Source organism: Stappia sp. ES.058, from assembly GCF_900105595.1.
In the GTDB taxonomy this organism is placed as follows: domain Bacteria; phylum Pseudomonadota; class Alphaproteobacteria; order Rhizobiales; family Stappiaceae; genus Stappia.
This window is the reverse complement of record NZ_LT629784.1, coordinates 2,208,909-2,225,151: the sequence shown is the minus strand read 5'-3', so window position 1 is coordinate 2,225,151 and position 16,243 is coordinate 2,208,909. Positions and strand designations below refer to the sequence as shown.

Below are 16,243 nucleotides of genomic sequence, written 5' to 3'. Positions count from 1 at the left end.
CAATTTCCGATCCCGCCATCGGAGGGCCTTTCGCGATGATGATTCTCGCAGTGACGGCGGTGGTGCTGTTTGCGCTTGTTCCGATCTTCTGCGGGTACCGAACCGCGATCGAGATCCGTTTCGCTCATGATCCGGCGATGAGGCGCGCCCTGATCGCCCGCGTCTGGCTCGCGCTTGCGCTGCAGATCATCGGCAGCGCCGGAATGGTTGTCTGCACGCAATTCACCTTCGCGAACGACCACGACCTCCACATGCTGGGCAGCTACGTGTTCTTTGTCGGGCAGGGCGGGGCAATCGCGATGAGCGGATTCTTATGCGCGCGCCTTGCCAAGTCGTCCCCTCTTGAGGCAGTCGCACCGTTCGCGCTGCTTCCGCGCATGAGCCGGATTCGCGCCCGCGCCGCGCTGACCGTGGCGTTCATGGCCGCCCTTTATCTCTGCCTTTTTGCCATCAAGGGCATCGAGTTGCCGATTTCGGAATACACGATTTACTACATCTATACGGTGCAAGAGATCTTCACCATCTCCGCATTCACTGTCTATCTTGCACTTTTCGCCCCGGATATCTTCGCAATCGGCCGTTCATTCCATGCCGTTCGCGCATCCGCGCAGGCCGCAAGCCGATAGAATACGCGGTCGCGGGTCACCCGGGGCCGGCCGTATTCCCGGGCAGGGAGGGGTCGGCACTGTGTGCGAGCTCCGCGCTCCGGCTTTCGATTGCGTCTTGCAGCCGCACCTCAAACGTCTTTGCATCGAGACCGGGTGCGATCTGCGGCAGGATTTCAATGACAATGCGACCCGGATACCGCCACAGGCAGCGGCGCGGCCAGAAAACGCCGGAATTCAGCGCAACCGGAACACAGGGGACTTTGAGGGAGCGGTAGAGGGCCACGACGCCGGGCTTGTATTTGGATGCGGCCAGCGGAGCAGAGCGGGTGCCTTCGGGAAAGATCACGACACAACGGCCTTCGTTGAGCCTCTTGCGGGCCTTGCGCATGAGGTCCATCAATGCTGCCGCGCCGGCCGCCCGGTTGATACCGATATGCCCCAGCCGCCACATGGTCCAGCCCGCCACCGGAATAAGCGTCAGTTCCCGTTTCAGCACGAATGCCGGATCCTGCAGGATGACCTGAAGAGCGACGGTCTCGAATGCGGACTGGTGCTTTGAAGCGATCAGGCACGGGGTCGACGGCAGGTTTTCGCGGCCGCGTACTTCATAGGAAAGCCCGGTCAGCGCCTCCAGTGCCCACAGCCAGAAGCGCAGCAGGCGCGTGACGACAGCCAGACACCAGTTGCGCGGCAGTGCAAGCAAGACGGTGAACGGCGCGAACAGTGCGAGGGTCGTCAACACCAGGCCCAGGAACGCGAACGAGCGCAGTGCCACGCCAGCGCCAGGCCCCCGCCGGGGCTGTGGGGCCTGGGAAGGTTCGCTCGTTCCTGGCGCGTGTCTTTCCATCCGGGTTCAGCCTTGTGGCCCACCGGCGCGATCGGTCACTGTCTTGTCCGTCATGCGCGCGGACCGATGGTGATTGCAATCTCGGCGATGCCTTCGATCGTTCCTTCCAGCAGATCTCCAGGACCGACCGCCCCGACGCCGGCCGGGGTGCCGGTGAAGATCAGATCGCCCGGCGCGAGTTTGACAGAGCGGCTGCACAGGGAGACGACGTCGCGGACGGGCCAGATCTGGCTGGACAGATCGGCATCCTGCCGGATCTCACCGTTGACCGACAGGGCAATGCGTCCTTTGGTCGGGTGTCCGATTCGCGTGGCCGGAACCAGCGGCGCGACCGGGCCGGAAAGGTCGAAGCCCTTTGCCCAGTCCCAGGGCCGACCCATGTCCTTGGCCTGTTGCTGCAGGTCGCGTCGGGTGAGGTCTATTCCGGCACCGTAGCCCCAGATATGCGCCTCGGACTTGTCCGGGGAAATGTCGGCTCCGCCATGGCCGATGGCGACCACAAGCTCCATTTCGAAATGCAGGTTCTCCGTCAAAGGCGGATAGGGGATGGTGCCGCCGGCATCACAGACCGCATCCGCCGGCTTTGTGAAGAAAAACGGTGGCTCGCGCTCCGGATCCTTGCCCATTTCCCGGGCATGGGCGGCATAATTGCGACCGACGCAGAAGACGCGGCGGACCGGAAAGCGCTCTGCACTTCCTGATACCGCAATGCTTGCGCGGGGTGAGGGGGGGAACACAAATGAGGTCACCGCAATCTCCATGAAACGGGCGGACGATCCGCTTTGACGAGAACGGCGGTCGCGGAATAACAGGCACGGTTTCTTAGGTGAGATCCGCCCCCTGGTCCAGCGCTGCAATCCCTTTGATGCGTCGGTCGACCCATTGTATTCGCAGTTTTGCGGTGCAACACTGTTTCTACCAGCAAGGAAGGGTGGCATGAGCGGTTGTATCTTCTCCATTGCGCAGCAAAAGGGCGGGTCTGGAAAAACGACGCTGGCCGCACATCTGGCCGTTGCTCTTGCGCGTCGCGGCGAGTTTCCCGTTGCCTTGGTCGATGTCGATCCGCAAGGCTCACTCGGCACCTGGTTCGAGGCCCGTGAGGACGCGTTGGGCGAACGTCAGACCGGCCTGACCTTCCGCACATCGAGCGGCTGGGGTGCCAGGCGCGAGGCGCGCTCGCTCGCCCGCGATCACGGTGCGGTCATCATCGATACTCCGCCCAAAACCGATTCCGACGTCCGTCCGGCCATTGAAGCAGCCAATCTTGTTGTGATTCCTGTCCAGCCTACCCCCGTGGATCTTTGGGCGACCGGCCACACGGTGGACATCGCCCGGCGTGAAGGCACCGATGCGCTCGTGGTTCTCAACCGGGTTCCTCCGCGTGCGGCCCTGACTTCGGAAATGCTGGATGCGATCGCAGAGCAGGGGTTTCGGACGGCGGCCGCGCGCCTCGGCAATCGAACGGCCTTTGCAGCATCAATGGGGCGTGGTCTCACGGTAATGGAGACGGACGCGCGCGGAAAAGGCGCGCAGGAAGCGGCGGACCTGGCCATCGAAATCGCCGCCTTGATGGATCTCGGCTGAACGTTTCACGCTCTACCAGCCTTGACCCGCGTTTACACGTCGCAGGGCGGAAGATGAGCGTCGATTGCCGAAAGGGCTTCGCGTCCGGCAATTGCATCCGGCAGGGCGAGAAAATCCGCGTGATGCTGAAGAGCCGCCTCGAGCATCCCGTCGTATCGGGCCTTTGGGACCTCGCGGGTGCCGAATTGCGCGAGATGCCCGGTCACGAATTGCGTGTCGAGAAGTGTGTAACCGCCTGTCAAAAGACGGGCGACAAGGTGCACGAGCGCCACTTTCGAAGCGTCACGCTCGCGCGCGAACATGCTCTCGCCAAAGAAGGCGGCTCCCAGTGAAACACCGTACAGGCCGCCGACAAGCCGGCCTTCGCGCCAGACTTCGACAGTGTGACAGTGCCCCATGTCGAACAGCGCTCCGTAGAGCCGGCGGATCTCGGAGTTGATCCAGGTCTTCTCCCTGTCAGCCTGCGGCTCGGCGCAACCGTTGAGTATCTGCGGGAAGCTTGTATCGACCCGCACGTCGAAGACGTCCTGCCGGACGGTCCGGCGCAGGCGTTTGGGGATATGAAAGGTTTCCAGCGGAAGGACACCGCGGTGCTCGGGTTCGATCCAGAAGAGATTCGGATCTTCCGCCGACTCGGCCATCGGGAAGATCCCGCAGGCATAGGCCTTTAACAGAACCTGAGGCGTTATGACGAGTTGATCGGACATGTTGGTGGCCATTGGATCCTTCCAAGGAGCCGTCCAAACGGGAGGCCGCGCAGCGCAAGAGCCCCCGAAACGTTCCGTGGAGCGGCGTGAGCAGACGAGCCTGCTCACCCTAGCATGTTTGAGGATGTGCGGGCGGAACTGGTTGTCCGTCCGCCTTCAGTCCACGTCTTCGACGCTTAGGTATTTCTCAAGCCAGTGGATATCATACATGCCGTTTGCGATGTCCTGATTGTCCACCAGGTCCCGGAAAAGCGGGATCGTGCTGTCGATCCCGTCCACGACGAATTCGTCGAGACACCGCCGCAGGCGCATCATGCATTCGACCCGGTTGCGCCCGTGCACGATCAGCTTGCCAATCAGACTGTCGTAGTGGGGCGGGATCCGGTAACCCTGATACACGCCGGAATCGACGCGAACGCCCAAGCCGCCCGGCGGATGGTAGTAGCTGATCCGGCCCGGGGACGGCGCGAAGGTGCGCGGGTTTTCCGCGTTGATCCGGCACTCGATCGCATGCCCCTCGAACGTGATGTCTTTCTGGCGAAGCTGCAATTCGCCACCCGAGGCAATTCGGATCTGTTCGTTTACAAGATCGATGCCGGTGATCATTTCGGTCACCGGATGCTCGACCTGGAGGCGGGTGTTCATCTCGATGAAATAGAACTCGCCGTTTTCATAAAGGAACTCAATCGTGCCGACGCCCCGGTACTTGAGCTTGCGCATGGCCACGGCGACGACCTCGCCGATTTTCTTGCGGCTTTCGGCGTTCAGCGCCGGGGAGGGCGCCTCTTCCCAGATTTTCTGGTGGCGGCGCTGCAGGGAACAGTCGCGCTCGCCCAGATGAATCGCGTTGCCGCGCCCGTCGCCAAGCACCTGGATTTCGATGTGCCGGGGCTTTCCGAGGTATTTTTCCATATAGAGGGCGTCGTCGCCGAAGGCAGCCTTTGCCTCGGTCCGGGCCGTGGAAAGCGCCGTGTCGAGGTCTTTCTCCGTTTCGGCCACCTTCATGCCCCGTCCGCCGCCACCGGCGGCAGCCTTGACGAGAACGGGATATCCGATTTCAGCTGCGATGGCATGGGCGTCATCGGTCGGGGTGACCGCGCCATCTGATCCCGGAACGACGGGAATGCCGAGACTTTTCGCGGTGAGCTTTGCCTCGATCTTGTCGCCCATGATGCGAATGTGTTCGGCCGTCGGGCCGATGAAGGCGATCTTGTGCGCTTCCAGAATTTCGGCGAAACGCGCGTTTTCCGACAGGAAGCCGTAGCCCGGATGCACGGCGTCGGCGCCGGTGATCTCGCAGGCCGCAAGCAGTTGCGGAATGTTCAGATAGCTGTCGCGTGCGGAAGGCGGGCCGATGCACACGCTTTCGTCGGCGAGGCGCACATGCATCGCGTCGGCATCAGCGGTCGAATGCACCGCCACCGTCTGGATGCCCAGTTCTTTGCACGCCCGCAGCACACGCAGCGCGATCTCGCCACGGTTGGCAATCAGGATCTTTGAAAACATCGCCTGGTGTCCCGTCACTCGAGGATGACCAGCGGCTCGCCGTATTCAACCGGCTGTCCGTCTTCGACCATGATGGCCGTAATGCGCCCTGCGCGCGGAGCGGGGATCTGGTTCATGGTCTTCATCGCCTCAATGATCAGCAGCGGATCGCCGGCGGCAACCGTATCGCCGATTTCGACGAAGTTGCGCGCGCCGGGCTCTGCCGCAAGATAGGCGGTTCCGACCATTGGCGAAGGCACGGTGCCTGGATGCCCTGCCGGGTCCGATGATGCATCGGCGGAGGCTGCAGGCGCGGCCGATGCCGGCGCCGCGCTGGGCGCGGGGGCCGCGACGGGTGCCTCGATGGTGATCTGACGGGCAACGCGCACGCGGAAATCGTCGCGTTCGAGCTCGATCTCACTCAGGTTGGTTTCGTCAAGCAGCATCGCAAGCTGGCGAATCAGATTCTGATCGAATTTGTTGTTCTTGTCCGACATTGGCTTTCTTGAACTTTTCTCGGTTGGCAAACGCCGGCATCACGGCCTGATGACTGTTGAAAGCGCTTCCAGCGCGAGCCGGTAGCCCGTGGCGCCGAAACCGCAGATCACCCCCAGGGCGACCGGCGATACGTAGGAGTGGTGTCGAAATGCCTCGCGCGCGAAGACGTTGGACAGATGCACTTCGACGGTTGGTATTTCCGCCGCCCGGATCGCATCGTGAACCGCGACGGAGGTATGGGTGAAGGCCGCCGGGTTGATCAGGAGGCCTTGAGCAACGTCTCCGGCTTCCTGGATCCAGTCGACAAGCACCCCTTCGTGGTTGGTCTGGCGGAAATCGATCTCGATATCGAGGTCCTCGCCGACGTCGCGGCACAGGCGCTCGATATCGCCGAGCGTCGCCGCGCCATAGGTCGACGGTTCGCGTGTGCCGAGCCTGTTGAGGTTCGGACCGTTGAGAACGAAAACAGAAGCGGACATGCCTTCTCCGCAAGGGGCCGCGCCACGCAGGACGCGCCGCGATGATCATGGCCCCTTATAGGCACTCCGCGTGGCAAGGAAAAGACCCGACATTGTCTGCAGAGCCATTCGACGCCCGCCAAAACGGGTTTCGCGGCTTCAGCAGGTCGCTTCGCCGCAATTCCGTGCCGCGTTGATGCCTTGCTTCAGCCTGTCGTATCCCACCGCGCCCATCAGCACTTCTTCGCCGACGACATAAGCGGGGGTGCCGTTTAGGCCGAGGCGGCGAGCGAGAGTGTAAACCTCTTCTATGGTCGCCCTGACCTCAGGATCGTTCATCGCGGCTTCCACGGCGTCGATGTCGAGGCCGGTGTTTTTCGCGGCCTCCAGAGCTGCCGCACGGTTCGCCTGACCCCGAGCACTCATCAACTCGCGATGAAATTCCAGATATTTCTCCGGCGCGATCTTGTTGACGGCGACGGCGACCTGTGCCGCCTGAACGGAGCCTTCGCCGAGCACCGGGAATTCCTTGAGAACGATACGCAGGTCGTCGTCTTCCTCGATAAGGCGCATCATGTCGGTCATGGCACGTTTGCAGTAACCGCAATTGTAGTCGAAGAACTCGACAAGCGTGACGTCGCCGTCCGGATTGCCCAGCTCCACCTGCCGTGTGGAATTGAAGAGGACGTCGGAGACGGTGGATACCGCCTGTGCGCGTGCCGCGTCGGCGGCGGCCACTTCGCGCCGCTCCAGCTCTTCCAGAGCTTCGCGGACGATGTTGGGGTTCTCCATGAGATATTCGCGGACGATGGTTTCCACGTCGCCGCGCTTCAGGATGCCATCCTGTGCTTGCGCGGGGGCCAGCAGCAGGACAACCGTCGCCAGAGCCAGCATGGCCGGCTTCAGGGATTTTGTCAGGGCGGCGGCAAAATTGGTTTTCATCTGCGTCTCCAGAAATCGGGTCTCTAACCCGCGGGCGTCCAGTGCCCGATGTGTGGTGCCGGACCAAATGTTCGGGCCGGGGTCATTGCGGGGCCGGCAGCATGTTTTGCTGACTGCCGGGACAGGGTGTGTGCGACTTCGTCCGATCAGCGCCGCTTTGCAAAGTCAGGCGGGTTGTATGACACGATATCATCAGCCTGCAGCCACGCGGGCGTGCCGCGCTTCAACTTTTTTTGTGCGCGGCGCGCGTAACGTTTCGCCGCGCGAAAATCCCCGCGCGCCATCAGGCCGCGAGCCGTCGACAAATCCGCGTCCGCCGTCTTGCCCTGCCGCCCCTGCGCGATGGCGAGCTGCGAATAGCCGATCGGCGAGTTGGGATCCATCTGCAGACCGGCCTTGAGAATGCGCTCGGCCTCCGGCAGCAGGCTGTCGGTGTTGGAGGCCACAAGCGCGAAGCCGAGCCAGATGTTGAGCTGGCCTTCGCGCGGGCGTAACGCAACAGCCCTTCTGAAAGGCGCGATGGAGGCCTTTGGGTTGCCCGACTCCAGCAGCGCCTGCCCTTTCAATTCGTAAAAATAGGGATTGTCGGGCTGCCGCCGGATCAGGTTGTCGATGGCTTCCACCGCCTCGCGGCGACCGCGCGTGCGCATCGTCGCGACGGCGCGGGCGTAGTCTGCGGCAAGGGAGCGGTCGGAGCGCGGGTAGGCGCGCGCAACTGCATTGGGGTGGCTGGTGAAGGCCATGAGCTTTGCGCGCACCATGTCATGCCGGGCCTGAAGTGCGGGGGGCGCCGGCTTGTTGAAGTAGCGGCTCTGGCGCGCCAGTGTCTCCAATGCATTGAGGCGCTCGCGCGGCATCGGATGGCTGATGGAATAGGGATCGGTGTATTGCGCGGAAAACAGGCTTTGATCGGCGAAACGGCTGAAGGTCTTCAGCATGCCCTTGGCCGACTGTCCGGTCTTTTCCAGGAAGGTGAGCGCGGCCCGGTCGGCGACGGCTTCCTCGCCGCGCCGGTAGGCGAGAAGAGTGCGTTGAGCCAGACCGGCACCTGCCGTCACCGCGCCCGCGCCACCGCCCGCCGAACCCGCCGCAGCGGCGCCCGCGCCGAGGAGAACGCCGACGGCGGCCATGATCTGCGCCTGTGCCAGAGCCCGACGCAGGCGGACAAGGTGATTGCCGGTGATATGCCCGGTTTCATGCGCCAGCACGCCGATCACCTCGCCGGGGGTCTCTGCGTCGAGAATCACGCCGACGTTGATGAAAATGCGCCGGGCATCGGCGACGAAGGCGTTGAAGTCGTTGCGGTTGACGAGAATGATCTCGACCTGCTGCCGCGAAATGCCGGCCGCATCGAAAATCGGAGCCGCATAGTCACGCATCAACTCCTCGGTTTCCGCATCGCGTACCAGTGGCAGGCTGCGTTGGGCGTGCACCGGCTGCGCGACCGCCGTCACGCCGATGAGCGCTGCCGCGGCGACCGCCGCGATCCGGCGGCGCAGGGGCATGCAGGCCGGGCGATGCGGCTGGCGAGCCGGGTCTTCGTTCCTGCCTGTGCGGATAACGGCTGGTCCGGGCGCGGGCTGGCAACGGGTCATCAATCGGGTTTCCTCGTCTGCAACTGGTACAAATCCCGGCGTGTCCAAGGCCTTGCCACCGGTTGACGCCGTTGTCATCGCAGTGGCGACGCATTCGTACATGTGGCGCCCGGCTGTCAGCGAAGCGCGGATCTGGACACAAACGCTCCGGAAGGGTAGGGAGCCGGATCTCGACGGTCAACTGAGCCGCAAGAAAACCCGTTGGCTTCTCGGCCTCATAGACGTCGGGAATGCGGCGTTACCTTGGCAAGGCCGGTCGGTTCATGCGTTTCGTTGCCCGTCCTTGTCGTTTTGCGCGAGGTTTTCCTGGATGCCACACCCTTCAAGACGTTCCGAAGTCGACCCGTTTCTCGCAATGGACGTCATGGCGCGTGCCAATGCGCTGGAGGCCGCGGGCCACGAGATCCTGCACATGGAGGTCGGTCAACCCGGCGCCAATGCGCCGGCACGGGCGATCGCGGCGGCTCAAGCTGCACTCGCTCACGGGCGGCTCGGTTACACGGAAGCACGCGGCCTGCCGATGCTTCGCTCGGCGATTGCCGATCACTACCGCGACACCTATGGGGTCGACGTTCCGGACGGGCGTATCCTTGCAACGACCGGATCTTCGGCCGGCTTCAACCTTGCCTTTCTCGGGGCCTTCGATCCGGGCGACCGTATCGCCATTGCTGCGCCTGGTTACCCCGCTTATCGCAATATTCTCAAGGCTCTCGGTATCATCCCGGTGGAGATCGAGGTCGGCGCGGACACCCGTTGGGCCTTGACGCCCGAGCTGTTGGAGGCCGCGCATCGGGAGGCCCCGCTCAAGGGCGTGCTCGTTGCATCGCCCGCCAATCCGACGGGAACCATGATGACGCCCGATGCGCTGAAGGCGCTGGTTCGGGCCTGCGACGATATGGGGCTCTGGTTCCTGTCCGACGAGATTTATCATGGGCTTGTGTTCAACGGGCGTCAGGAAACCGCGCTCGCCTTTAGCGACAATGCGATCGTGCTGAACAGCTTCTCGAAGTACTACTGCATGACCGGTTGGCGCATCGGCTGGATGGTGCTGCCCGAGGCGCTGGTGCGCCCCGTGGAGCGCATTGCCCAGTCGCTCTATATTTCACCGCCCGAACTGTCGCAGAGGGCCGCAGCCGTTGCCTTCGAGGCCACTGCGGAACTCGAAGCGATCAAGGCCGGATATGCGATGAACCGCGAGCTTCTGCTCAAGCGGCTCCCTGCGCTCGGTTTCACCGAGATGCTGCCTGTCGACGGAGCCTTCTATTGCTATGCCAGCGTACGGCCGTTTTCCAACGACAGCGTCGCTTTCGCCGAACGGATGCTCAATGAGGCCGGGATCGCGGCGACGCCGGGACCGGATTTCGATCCCGTCAACGGACGCTCCTACATCCGGTTTTCCTTCGCCGGCGACAACGCGGTCATCGAGAAGGCCATGACGCGACTGGAAGAGTGGTTGCCCGGCCTCGCGTGAGCCGCTCCTTGGGGACGTACGACCTTCTCAGCGCGCCGCATAGGCAGCCTCGAGGATTTCTCCGCCGACGGCTTTGCCGAACGCCGTGGCTGAGGATCGGTCGAACATCAGCGTGCGCATGACGTAGCCGTATCTCGGCTTGAACATCTTTTCGGCAATCACGGTGTCGCCAAGCGTGAAAACGTAGTTGACCTTTTTCGGTCGCGTGTTCGTGCAGGTCGCCTGGCCGATCGTCGCGACGAAGGCATTGCCGACAAAGCGCTCCATTTCGTTTCGGGTTATCGGGCGATCCATCATCCGGGTCTCGTCGAAGGCGATCTGAAGCCATTCTTCCTCGTTGCAGAAGGCGTCGCCCGGGCTGGTGGTGGTGTAGATCTTGAAGCGCTGGTACCCGTCGACGAAACCCGGGAAAGCCTTGAGGGCCGGGCCTTCGGCCTGCGTCTTTTCGACGAGGGCATTGTAGATCTGTTGCAGCCGGGCGTTCTTGGATCTCACGTTCCGGTTGTCGAGGTCGTATGCTTTCAGAACGCATTTTCTAACGAAGCCGAAGGCTCTCCGAGCGGACTTTTCTGAGAGCTCGGCGTCGTCGCCGTGGGTCTTGCGCTTATGTTCGAGCATGATTTGTCGATATTCGTCGATGGTCTTGCATCGTCGCACCTGCTCCGCGAGCACATTCAGTTGCGTTTCTGTCAGTTCGCCGTTCACCTCGACGCTTTGAAGCGCCTCGGCCCTTGGTTGTGTTGGAAAGCAAACGGCAATGGTTGCAAGCACGCCGATTGCAAAGCTGGGGAGGAGGTTCATCTCGGGGCTCCGGATTGGGTCGGTGCGTCGGTTGCGGCTATTTCAGGTTGATGCCGGGAAGGAAGATCTGAGGTGCGGTGCCACGCTCGCGCTGCGGGTCCCATGCAAGGGACGCGGCTTGAAAGAGGTTTTCTTCGAAAGACGCCGCGCGGGGAGACAGACACCCCTGCCGCTCGAAGAACAGGTCGATGTCGCGCAGGGCCCTTGCCGAGATACCCATACCGCGCTCCAGAAACAGGGCATTGTGTGTGCGCCGAAGCTCTTCCTGCGCAAGATCGTAGACCCGGTCAGCGTATCTCACCCGGATGTGAAAATCTTGCGGGGTCGCGACGTCTTCGCCGGTGCGTGCGTTGCGCGAGGTGTAGACGAAGGTGCGGCTCAGGAAGAACCGGTCGCCAAGGAGCCTTGCACGGTCTTCAGGCGACAGATCGCCCGGCGGATCATCGTAACAGTGCCGGCTGTAGAGGACATGATAGCGCACGAACATGCGACGCACCGCCAGCTGATGCGCCGGCAGGAATGCCTTGGGCTTGTAGGTTCCGTCGATGAGAGCCGTCATGAGGCGCATGTTCTTGAAGTCGCCGTATAGGTCGCGGAAACGTTCGGCGTCGGCGTAGGCGCGCCCGGCGCCTTGCCGGATCACGTCGTTCGCCTCCTTCGTGAGTTTCGTGGCGGCCGCTGTGATAAATGCCATCCAGGCGGCACCGCCTTGAAAGAAATCATCCGCCGGGACGTCGAAAGCCGTCAGTTCGCGGTCGCCCATTTCGATCCGGATCGCAACCCTTGCCGGCCGTTTCCCTGTGCACACGGCATGGGGAAGCGTAGGGGAGCGGATCTGGACGTTCGAACTGGCCAGCATCCCGCGGATGTCGCGCTCGGTGAACAGATACGCGGACAACGGAGCGGTGTGACCTGCCGCGATCCTGTCCTGCGAGAGACCTTTGCGGATTCCATCCGGAATGCGCCAGCGCACCACCGCTTCGGGACACGCGCCGATGCGATGGTAGATGTTGGATGTGAAGGTCGCCGACAATCGACCGAAGCTCTTTCGGTACGGATGAGTGAACGGCTGCGCCATCCCGCTTTTGCGGGCGCTGTCGTCCTGCCAGTCGAGGATCTGTTCAATCTTGTTCAGTGTCTTGGCCCGGGCCCGGTCGTCCTGGGATTTCAGGTCGATGCCCAGTTCGCGAGCGATGCAATTCAGCGGTGCTACGGAAAGGCTTCCTCCGGACAAACCGGTATCCCTGGGAATCTCGCAGCCGATGGCGCTGGCAATGCGGGCCACTGTCGCGCCGGTCACGCCGGGAATGCGCAGGCGGTTCCCGGCCGGCCCGAGCGGTGCAACGTCGGGCCTTGCGGGAAAAGGCGAATGCGCGTCAGCCGGCGCGGCGGTTTCGGGGTTTTCCGGAGATGATTTGTTTCCTGGCAGAATGAGGGCCGGGCGGGTGGACGAGGCCTGGACTGACAGGTCTTCAACAATCCCGGGCAAGGCTATGACCACCGTCGCTAGACCTGCACACAGGCGCCGAAAAAACGGACCCCGTCGGCGCTTCGGAGCCGCAAGTTTGCTCGCACTCAAAATCGCGGCCCCCGCCTGTCAATCGTTGATTGCAACAGCCCCATCCAACCATGCGCGGATTGCGCGTGTCCACCCTTGCGGGCGCGAATACGAGAACCGGACCGCCTTGCGACCCGCCGGTTGGTTCCGTCCGCGCTCTGGGCTGGATCGCCCGGTCGAGCGCATTGCCCGATGCCGTGATAGGTTCCGCCCGAACTCTCACGGCGTGCGATGGGTTTCCAACGAAAGCAAGTCCTTCGCCGGCGACAATCAGGCCATCGAGAAGGCCATGCATCGGCTGAGGGAGTGGTTGCCGTCTCTGGGTTAGCGTGAGTGAGGTTGAGGCTTCGCAAGGTGCCGTCGGGACTGTCGCAGCACGACATTTCGATACAGTTTGAACCTTGCTCAAGTCTCTGCTGCGATGCAGCAATCAGTGATCCAATTCGAGACATGGAGACCTGTCGTGACCCGATTTCTGAAGACGCACGGAACCACATTCACAATCGTCCTGTTTACCGTTTCTGCGGTGTCTGGCCTCTTTCTCTTCTTTCATTTTGGGAGCGCCTATTTCCACTCCATGCATGAGTGGCTGTCGCTGGTCCTGATCCTGCCGGTCGGAGTGCATCTGTGGCGCAACTGGAACGGGTTCTCGACCTATTTGAAGCAGGGACGATTGACGATCCCTCTTGTCATCGGTCTGGTCGGGTCGCTGGCATTCGCCCTCCCGGCGATGACGTCGACGTCGTCCGGCGGCAATCCGGTGCGCGCCGCGTTGTCTGCAATCGAGCAGGGGACCGTTGCCGAAGTCGCGCCCCTGTTCGACCTGAGCGCCGCAGAGCTCACGGCCCGGCTTGAGGCCAAGGGCTACCGGTTGGGCGCGGGCGGACAATCGCTGGCCGACATCGCCAATGCGTCCGGAAAGCAGACCGGCCCTGCTTTGATCTCCGATATCGCGTTCGCTGGGGACTAAACTGTAACAGCCGGCTTTCCGGGCCTGACGCATGAAATGGCGCAGAACAAAAAAGGAGCGGATCGTGATCGATCCGCTCCCCTTGTCTTTAGGGTCAGGTATTCCGTCTGCGCCTCCTGATGAGGCGCCCAACGTCCTTTCAGAAGAAGCTGCGGCGCTGCCACCAGCCCGAGCGCTTCGGTTCGGGCTCTTCGTCGGTTTCCGTGGAACCATCTCCCGAGACGGTCTCGCGAACCACGACAGGCTCTGCCTGGACCTCCGGCTCTGCCGGTTCCGATTGCGCGCTGTCGGCGGCGGCAGGCTCTTCGCCGTTCGCGGCTACAACCGGTTCTTCAGTGTCTGCAGAGCCGTCGTCCGCGGAGACATCTTCCGGTGCAGGCGCCGCGGGTTCTTCCGATGTCTTGATCTCTTCTGAAGTCGGCTCGGCCTGGGGCGTGGCGGCGCTTTCGTTGCCGGAGGCCTCCGTCGGCGCGTCCTGCGGTTCGGCCTGAGCCGCTTCGCCGGCGGGCGTCTCGTCGTTTGAGGCTGCTACGGTTTCCCCGGCGTCGTTGTCCCCGGCCGTCTCGGAGCCGTCCGCATTGGCCGACGTCTCGTTGCCCTCGCCATCCCGCCGGCTGCGGCGACCGCCGCGACGGCCACGGCGACGCTTGCGGCGGGCACGATCCTCGTCGCTCTCGTCTTCGCCAGCGGCTTCGGAGGCAGCACCGGCATCGCCGTTCGACTGGTCGTCGTCGCCGTTGGCATCGCCATTTGCATCCGCGTCGGCCTGCTGTGCGTCGTCGCCCGAAGGCTTGCGCCGCCTGCGCCGGCGCCGGCGTTTGCGGTTGTTTCCGTCCTCGTCCTGAGTGTCCTCGCGCGCGGAGCGCTCGCGCGGAGCCTCCTCCGGATCCTCGTCCTCGTCTTCGTGCTCGATCACGATCGGCTCGATGCTCGACGGCTGAACCATCGGCGGCGCATCGTCCGGGCGGGCTTCGATAAGTTCGCCGCGCTCCAGGGAATAATGCTGGCCGTTGTCCATCGATCCGGCCTGGACATCGATCTCAAGCCCGAAGCGCGCTTCGAGATCTGACAGATGCGACCGCTTTTGATTGAGAATGTAGAGAGCGGCATCCGTCGTCGTGCGAACGATCAGATTGTGCGTCGGGCCTTTCAGCAACTGGTCTTCCAGCGAGCGAAGCACATGCAGCGCCACCGATTCCACCGACCGGATCATTCCCGTGCCGTGGCAATGCGGGCAGGGGGTCATCGAACTTTCCAGAACCCCGGTGCGAATGCGCTGGCGCGACATCTCCAGCAGGCCGAAGTGCGAGATCCGCCCGACCTGGATCCGAGCCCGGTCGTTCTTCAGGCAATCCTTCATCTTTCGCTCGACGGCGCGGTTGTTCTTGTTCTCTTCCATGTCGATGAAATCGATCACGATGAGACCGGCAAGATCGCGCAGCCGCAGCTGACGGGCGACTTCCTCCGCCGCCTCCAGATTGGTCTGGAAGGCGGTGTCCTCGATGTTGTGTTCGCGCGTGGACTTGCCCGAGTTCACGTCGATGGCGACCAGCGCTTCCGTCTGGTTGATGACGATGTAGCCGCCCGATTTCAGCGTCACCTGTGGCGAGAACATCGCGTCGAGCTGGGATTCGACCATGAAGCGCGAGAAGACGGGCGTCGCGTCCTTGTAGGGCTGGACGTTTTTGGCATGGCTCGGCATGAGCATGCGCATGAAGTCCTTGGCCTCGCGGTAGCCCTCGTCACCCGCGACAAGGACCTGGTCGATGTCCTTGTTGTATAGGTCGCGGATCGAGCGCTTTATCAGCGACCCCTCCTCGTAGACCAGATAGGGGGCGGAGGATTGCAGCGTCAAGTCGCGCACGTTCTCCCAAAGCCGCATCAGATACTCGAAATCGCGCTTGATCTCCGCCTTGGTGCGGCTGGCGCCGGCGGTGCGCAGGATCACGCCCATGCCCTGCGGCACTTCGAGCTCCGAGGCAATTTTCTTCAACCGCTTGCGATCCGCAGGATTGGTGATCTTGCGCGAAATGCCGCCGCCGCGGGCGGTGTTCGGCATCAGCACGGAATAGCGTCCGGCCAACGACAGGTAGGTGGTGAGGGCCGCACCCTTGTTGCCGCGCTCTTCCTTGACGACCTGCACCAGCAGGACCTGCCGGCGCTTGATCACCTCCTGGATCTTGTATTGCTTGCGATGGCGGCGCGCGCGCTGCGGCACTTCTTCCATCGCGTCCTCGGCACCGACCGATTCAACGTCGTTTTCACCGTCGGAGCCGTTTTCCGTATCGGCCCCGGCGTCGTCGTCCGACGGCGTCTCGTCGACCGAAACGCTTGCGTCCTCGGCGTCTGCCTTGGCGGCCTTGGCACGGCGGCGCGACGGCCTGGCAGGCTTCTCGGGCGCCTCGTCGGCGTCGTTGCGTCGGGCGTCGGCTTCTTCTTCCTCAAGCAGCGCCTGCCGATCGGCGACCGGGATCTGGTAATAGTCGGGGTGGATTTCGCCGAACGCGAGGAAGCCGTGGCGATTGCCGCCGTAGTCGACGAATGCCGCCTGAAGCGACGGCTCGACCCGGGTTACCTTCGCCAGATAGATGTTGCCGCGCAGCTGTTTGCGATTCGCGGCCTCGAAATCAAATTCTTCGACCCTGTTGCCACGCACGACGACAACCCGGGTTTCCTCCGGGTGCGCGGCGTCGATCAGCATTTTGTTTGCCATAGATGG

General features: G+C 62.9%; 15 protein-coding genes. 4 read left to right on the top strand and 11 right to left on the bottom strand.

Annotated features, from left to right (window positions below):
• Positions 1-35 precede the first annotated feature (35 nt).
• Positions 36-626 (top strand): hypothetical protein, encoded by a 591-nt coding sequence (locus tag BLU32_RS10220; RefSeq protein WP_172838556.1) that lies wholly within the window; start codon positions 36-38, stop codon positions 624-626.
• 16 nt (positions 627-642) lie between these two features.
• Here BLU32_RS10220 and BLU32_RS10215 read toward each other — a convergent pair whose 3' ends face one another.
• Positions 643-1,383, bottom strand: a complete 741-nt coding sequence (locus tag BLU32_RS10215) for a 1-acyl-sn-glycerol-3-phosphate acyltransferase (RefSeq protein WP_197673736.1) — start codon at positions 1,381-1,383, stop codon at positions 643-645.
• Between the two features lie 122 nt (positions 1,384-1,505).
• Positions 1,506-2,204, bottom strand: a complete 699-nt coding sequence (locus tag BLU32_RS10210; protein ID WP_093810852.1) for a fumarylacetoacetate hydrolase family protein — start codon at positions 2,202-2,204, stop codon at positions 1,506-1,508.
• Between the two features lie 187 nt (positions 2,205-2,391).
• On the opposite strand from BLU32_RS10210, the gene parA reads away from it, so the two are divergent.
• Positions 2,392-3,039, top strand: a complete 648-nt coding sequence (parA, locus tag BLU32_RS10205) for a ParA family partition ATPase (protein ID WP_093806700.1) — start codon at positions 2,392-2,394, stop codon at positions 3,037-3,039.
• Between the two features lie 32 nt (positions 3,040-3,071).
• Here parA and aat read toward each other — a convergent pair whose 3' ends face one another.
• From aat to BLU32_RS10175, 6 genes are all read right to left on the bottom strand, one after another.
• Positions 3,072-3,758 (bottom strand): leucyl/phenylalanyl-tRNA--protein transferase, encoded by a 687-nt coding sequence (aat, locus tag BLU32_RS10200; protein WP_093806698.1) that lies wholly within the window; start codon positions 3,756-3,758, stop codon positions 3,072-3,074.
• Positions 3,759-3,902: 144 nt separating this feature from the next.
• Positions 3,903-5,252 (bottom strand): acetyl-CoA carboxylase biotin carboxylase subunit, encoded by a 1,350-nt coding sequence (gene accC, locus BLU32_RS10195; RefSeq protein WP_093806696.1) that lies wholly within the window; start codon positions 5,250-5,252, stop codon positions 3,903-3,905.
• A 14-nt stretch (positions 5,253-5,266) separates the two neighbouring features.
• The gene (accB, locus tag BLU32_RS10190) at positions 5,267-5,728 is read right to left on the bottom strand and encodes an acetyl-CoA carboxylase biotin carboxyl carrier protein (RefSeq protein WP_093806694.1); all 462 of its coding nucleotides are present in this window, start codon (positions 5,726-5,728) and stop codon (positions 5,267-5,269) included.
• 39 nt (positions 5,729-5,767) lie between these two features.
• Positions 5,768-6,208 (bottom strand): type II 3-dehydroquinate dehydratase, encoded by a 441-nt coding sequence (aroQ, locus tag BLU32_RS10185; protein WP_093806692.1) that lies wholly within the window; start codon positions 6,206-6,208, stop codon positions 5,768-5,770.
• A gap of 138 nt (positions 6,209-6,346) precedes the next feature.
• A complete protein-coding gene (locus BLU32_RS10180; protein WP_172838555.1) occupies positions 6,347-7,129 on the bottom strand; it encodes a DsbA family protein in 783 nt (260 codons plus the stop codon).
• A 146-nt stretch (positions 7,130-7,275) separates the two neighbouring features.
• On the bottom strand, positions 7,276-8,724 hold the full coding sequence (locus BLU32_RS10175) for a M48 family metalloprotease (RefSeq protein ID WP_197673734.1): 1,449 nt from the start codon (positions 8,722-8,724) through the stop codon (positions 7,276-7,278).
• A 310-nt stretch (positions 8,725-9,034) separates the two neighbouring features.
• Here BLU32_RS10175 and BLU32_RS10170 point away from each other — a divergent pair, with 310 nt between their 5' ends.
• Entirely contained in the window at positions 9,035-10,195 is a 1,161-nt protein-coding gene (locus BLU32_RS10170; protein WP_208977011.1) for a pyridoxal phosphate-dependent aminotransferase, read from the top strand.
• A gap of 27 nt (positions 10,196-10,222) precedes the next feature.
• Here the strand turns inward: BLU32_RS10170 and BLU32_RS10165 are convergent, their stop codons facing one another.
• Together BLU32_RS10165 and BLU32_RS10160 are read right to left on the bottom strand one after the other, a co-directional pair.
• Positions 10,223-10,996 carry a hypothetical protein gene (locus BLU32_RS10165; RefSeq protein WP_093806686.1) on the bottom strand — a complete coding sequence of 258 codons (774 nt, stop codon included), beginning with the start codon at positions 10,994-10,996 and terminating at the stop codon, positions 10,223-10,225.
• A 37-nt stretch (positions 10,997-11,033) separates the two neighbouring features.
• The gene (locus BLU32_RS10160; protein ID WP_093806684.1) at positions 11,034-12,485 is read right to left on the bottom strand and encodes a hypothetical protein; all 1,452 of its coding nucleotides are present in this window, start codon (positions 12,483-12,485) and stop codon (positions 11,034-11,036) included.
• A 532-nt stretch (positions 12,486-13,017) separates the two neighbouring features.
• Here BLU32_RS10160 and BLU32_RS10155 point away from each other — a divergent pair.
• A complete protein-coding gene (locus BLU32_RS10155; RefSeq protein ID WP_093806682.1) occupies positions 13,018-13,524 on the top strand; it encodes a hypothetical protein in 507 nt (168 codons plus the stop codon).
• 139 nt (positions 13,525-13,663) lie between these two features.
• Here BLU32_RS10155 and BLU32_RS10150 read toward each other — a convergent pair whose 3' ends face one another.
• Entirely contained in the window at positions 13,664-16,237 is a 2,574-nt protein-coding gene (locus BLU32_RS10150) for a ribonuclease E/G (RefSeq protein WP_093806680.1), read from the bottom strand.
• Positions 16,238-16,243 lie beyond the last annotated feature (6 nt).

What these genes read in the sequence shown, in the direction of transcription:
- BLU32_RS10220 (WP_172838556.1), top strand. Translation starts at nt 36, where the DNA reads ATGATGATTCTCGCAGTGACGGCGGTGGTGCTGTTTGCGCTTGTTCCG.
- parA (WP_093806700.1), top strand. Translation starts at nt 2,392, where the DNA reads ATGAGCGGTTGTATCTTCTCCATTGCGCAGCAAAAGGGCGGGTCTGGA.
- aat (WP_093806698.1), bottom strand. Translation starts at nt 3,758, where the DNA reads ATGGCCACCAACATGTCCGATCAACTCGTCATAACGCCTCAGGTTCTG.
- accC (WP_093806696.1), bottom strand. Translation starts at nt 5,252, where the DNA reads ATGTTTTCAAAGATCCTGATTGCCAACCGTGGCGAGATCGCGCTGCGT.
- accB (WP_093806694.1), bottom strand. Translation starts at nt 5,728, where the DNA reads ATGTCGGACAAGAACAACAAATTCGATCAGAATCTGATTCGCCAGCTT.
- aroQ (WP_093806692.1), bottom strand. Translation starts at nt 6,208, where the DNA reads ATGTCCGCTTCTGTTTTCGTTCTCAACGGTCCGAACCTCAACAGGCTC.
- BLU32_RS10180 (WP_172838555.1), bottom strand. Translation starts at nt 7,129, where the DNA reads ATGAAAACCAATTTTGCCGCCGCCCTGACAAAATCCCTGAAGCCGGCC.
- BLU32_RS10175 (WP_197673734.1), bottom strand. Translation starts at nt 8,724, where the DNA reads ATGACCCGTTGCCAGCCCGCGCCCGGACCAGCCGTTATCCGCACAGGC.
- BLU32_RS10170 (WP_208977011.1), top strand. Translation starts at nt 9,035, where the DNA reads ATGCCACACCCTTCAAGACGTTCCGAAGTCGACCCGTTTCTCGCAATG.
- BLU32_RS10165 (WP_093806686.1), bottom strand. Translation starts at nt 10,996, where the DNA reads ATGAACCTCCTCCCCAGCTTTGCAATCGGCGTGCTTGCAACCATTGCC.
- BLU32_RS10150 (WP_093806680.1), bottom strand. Translation starts at nt 16,237, where the DNA reads ATGGCAAACAAAATGCTGATCGACGCCGCGCACCCGGAGGAAACCCGG.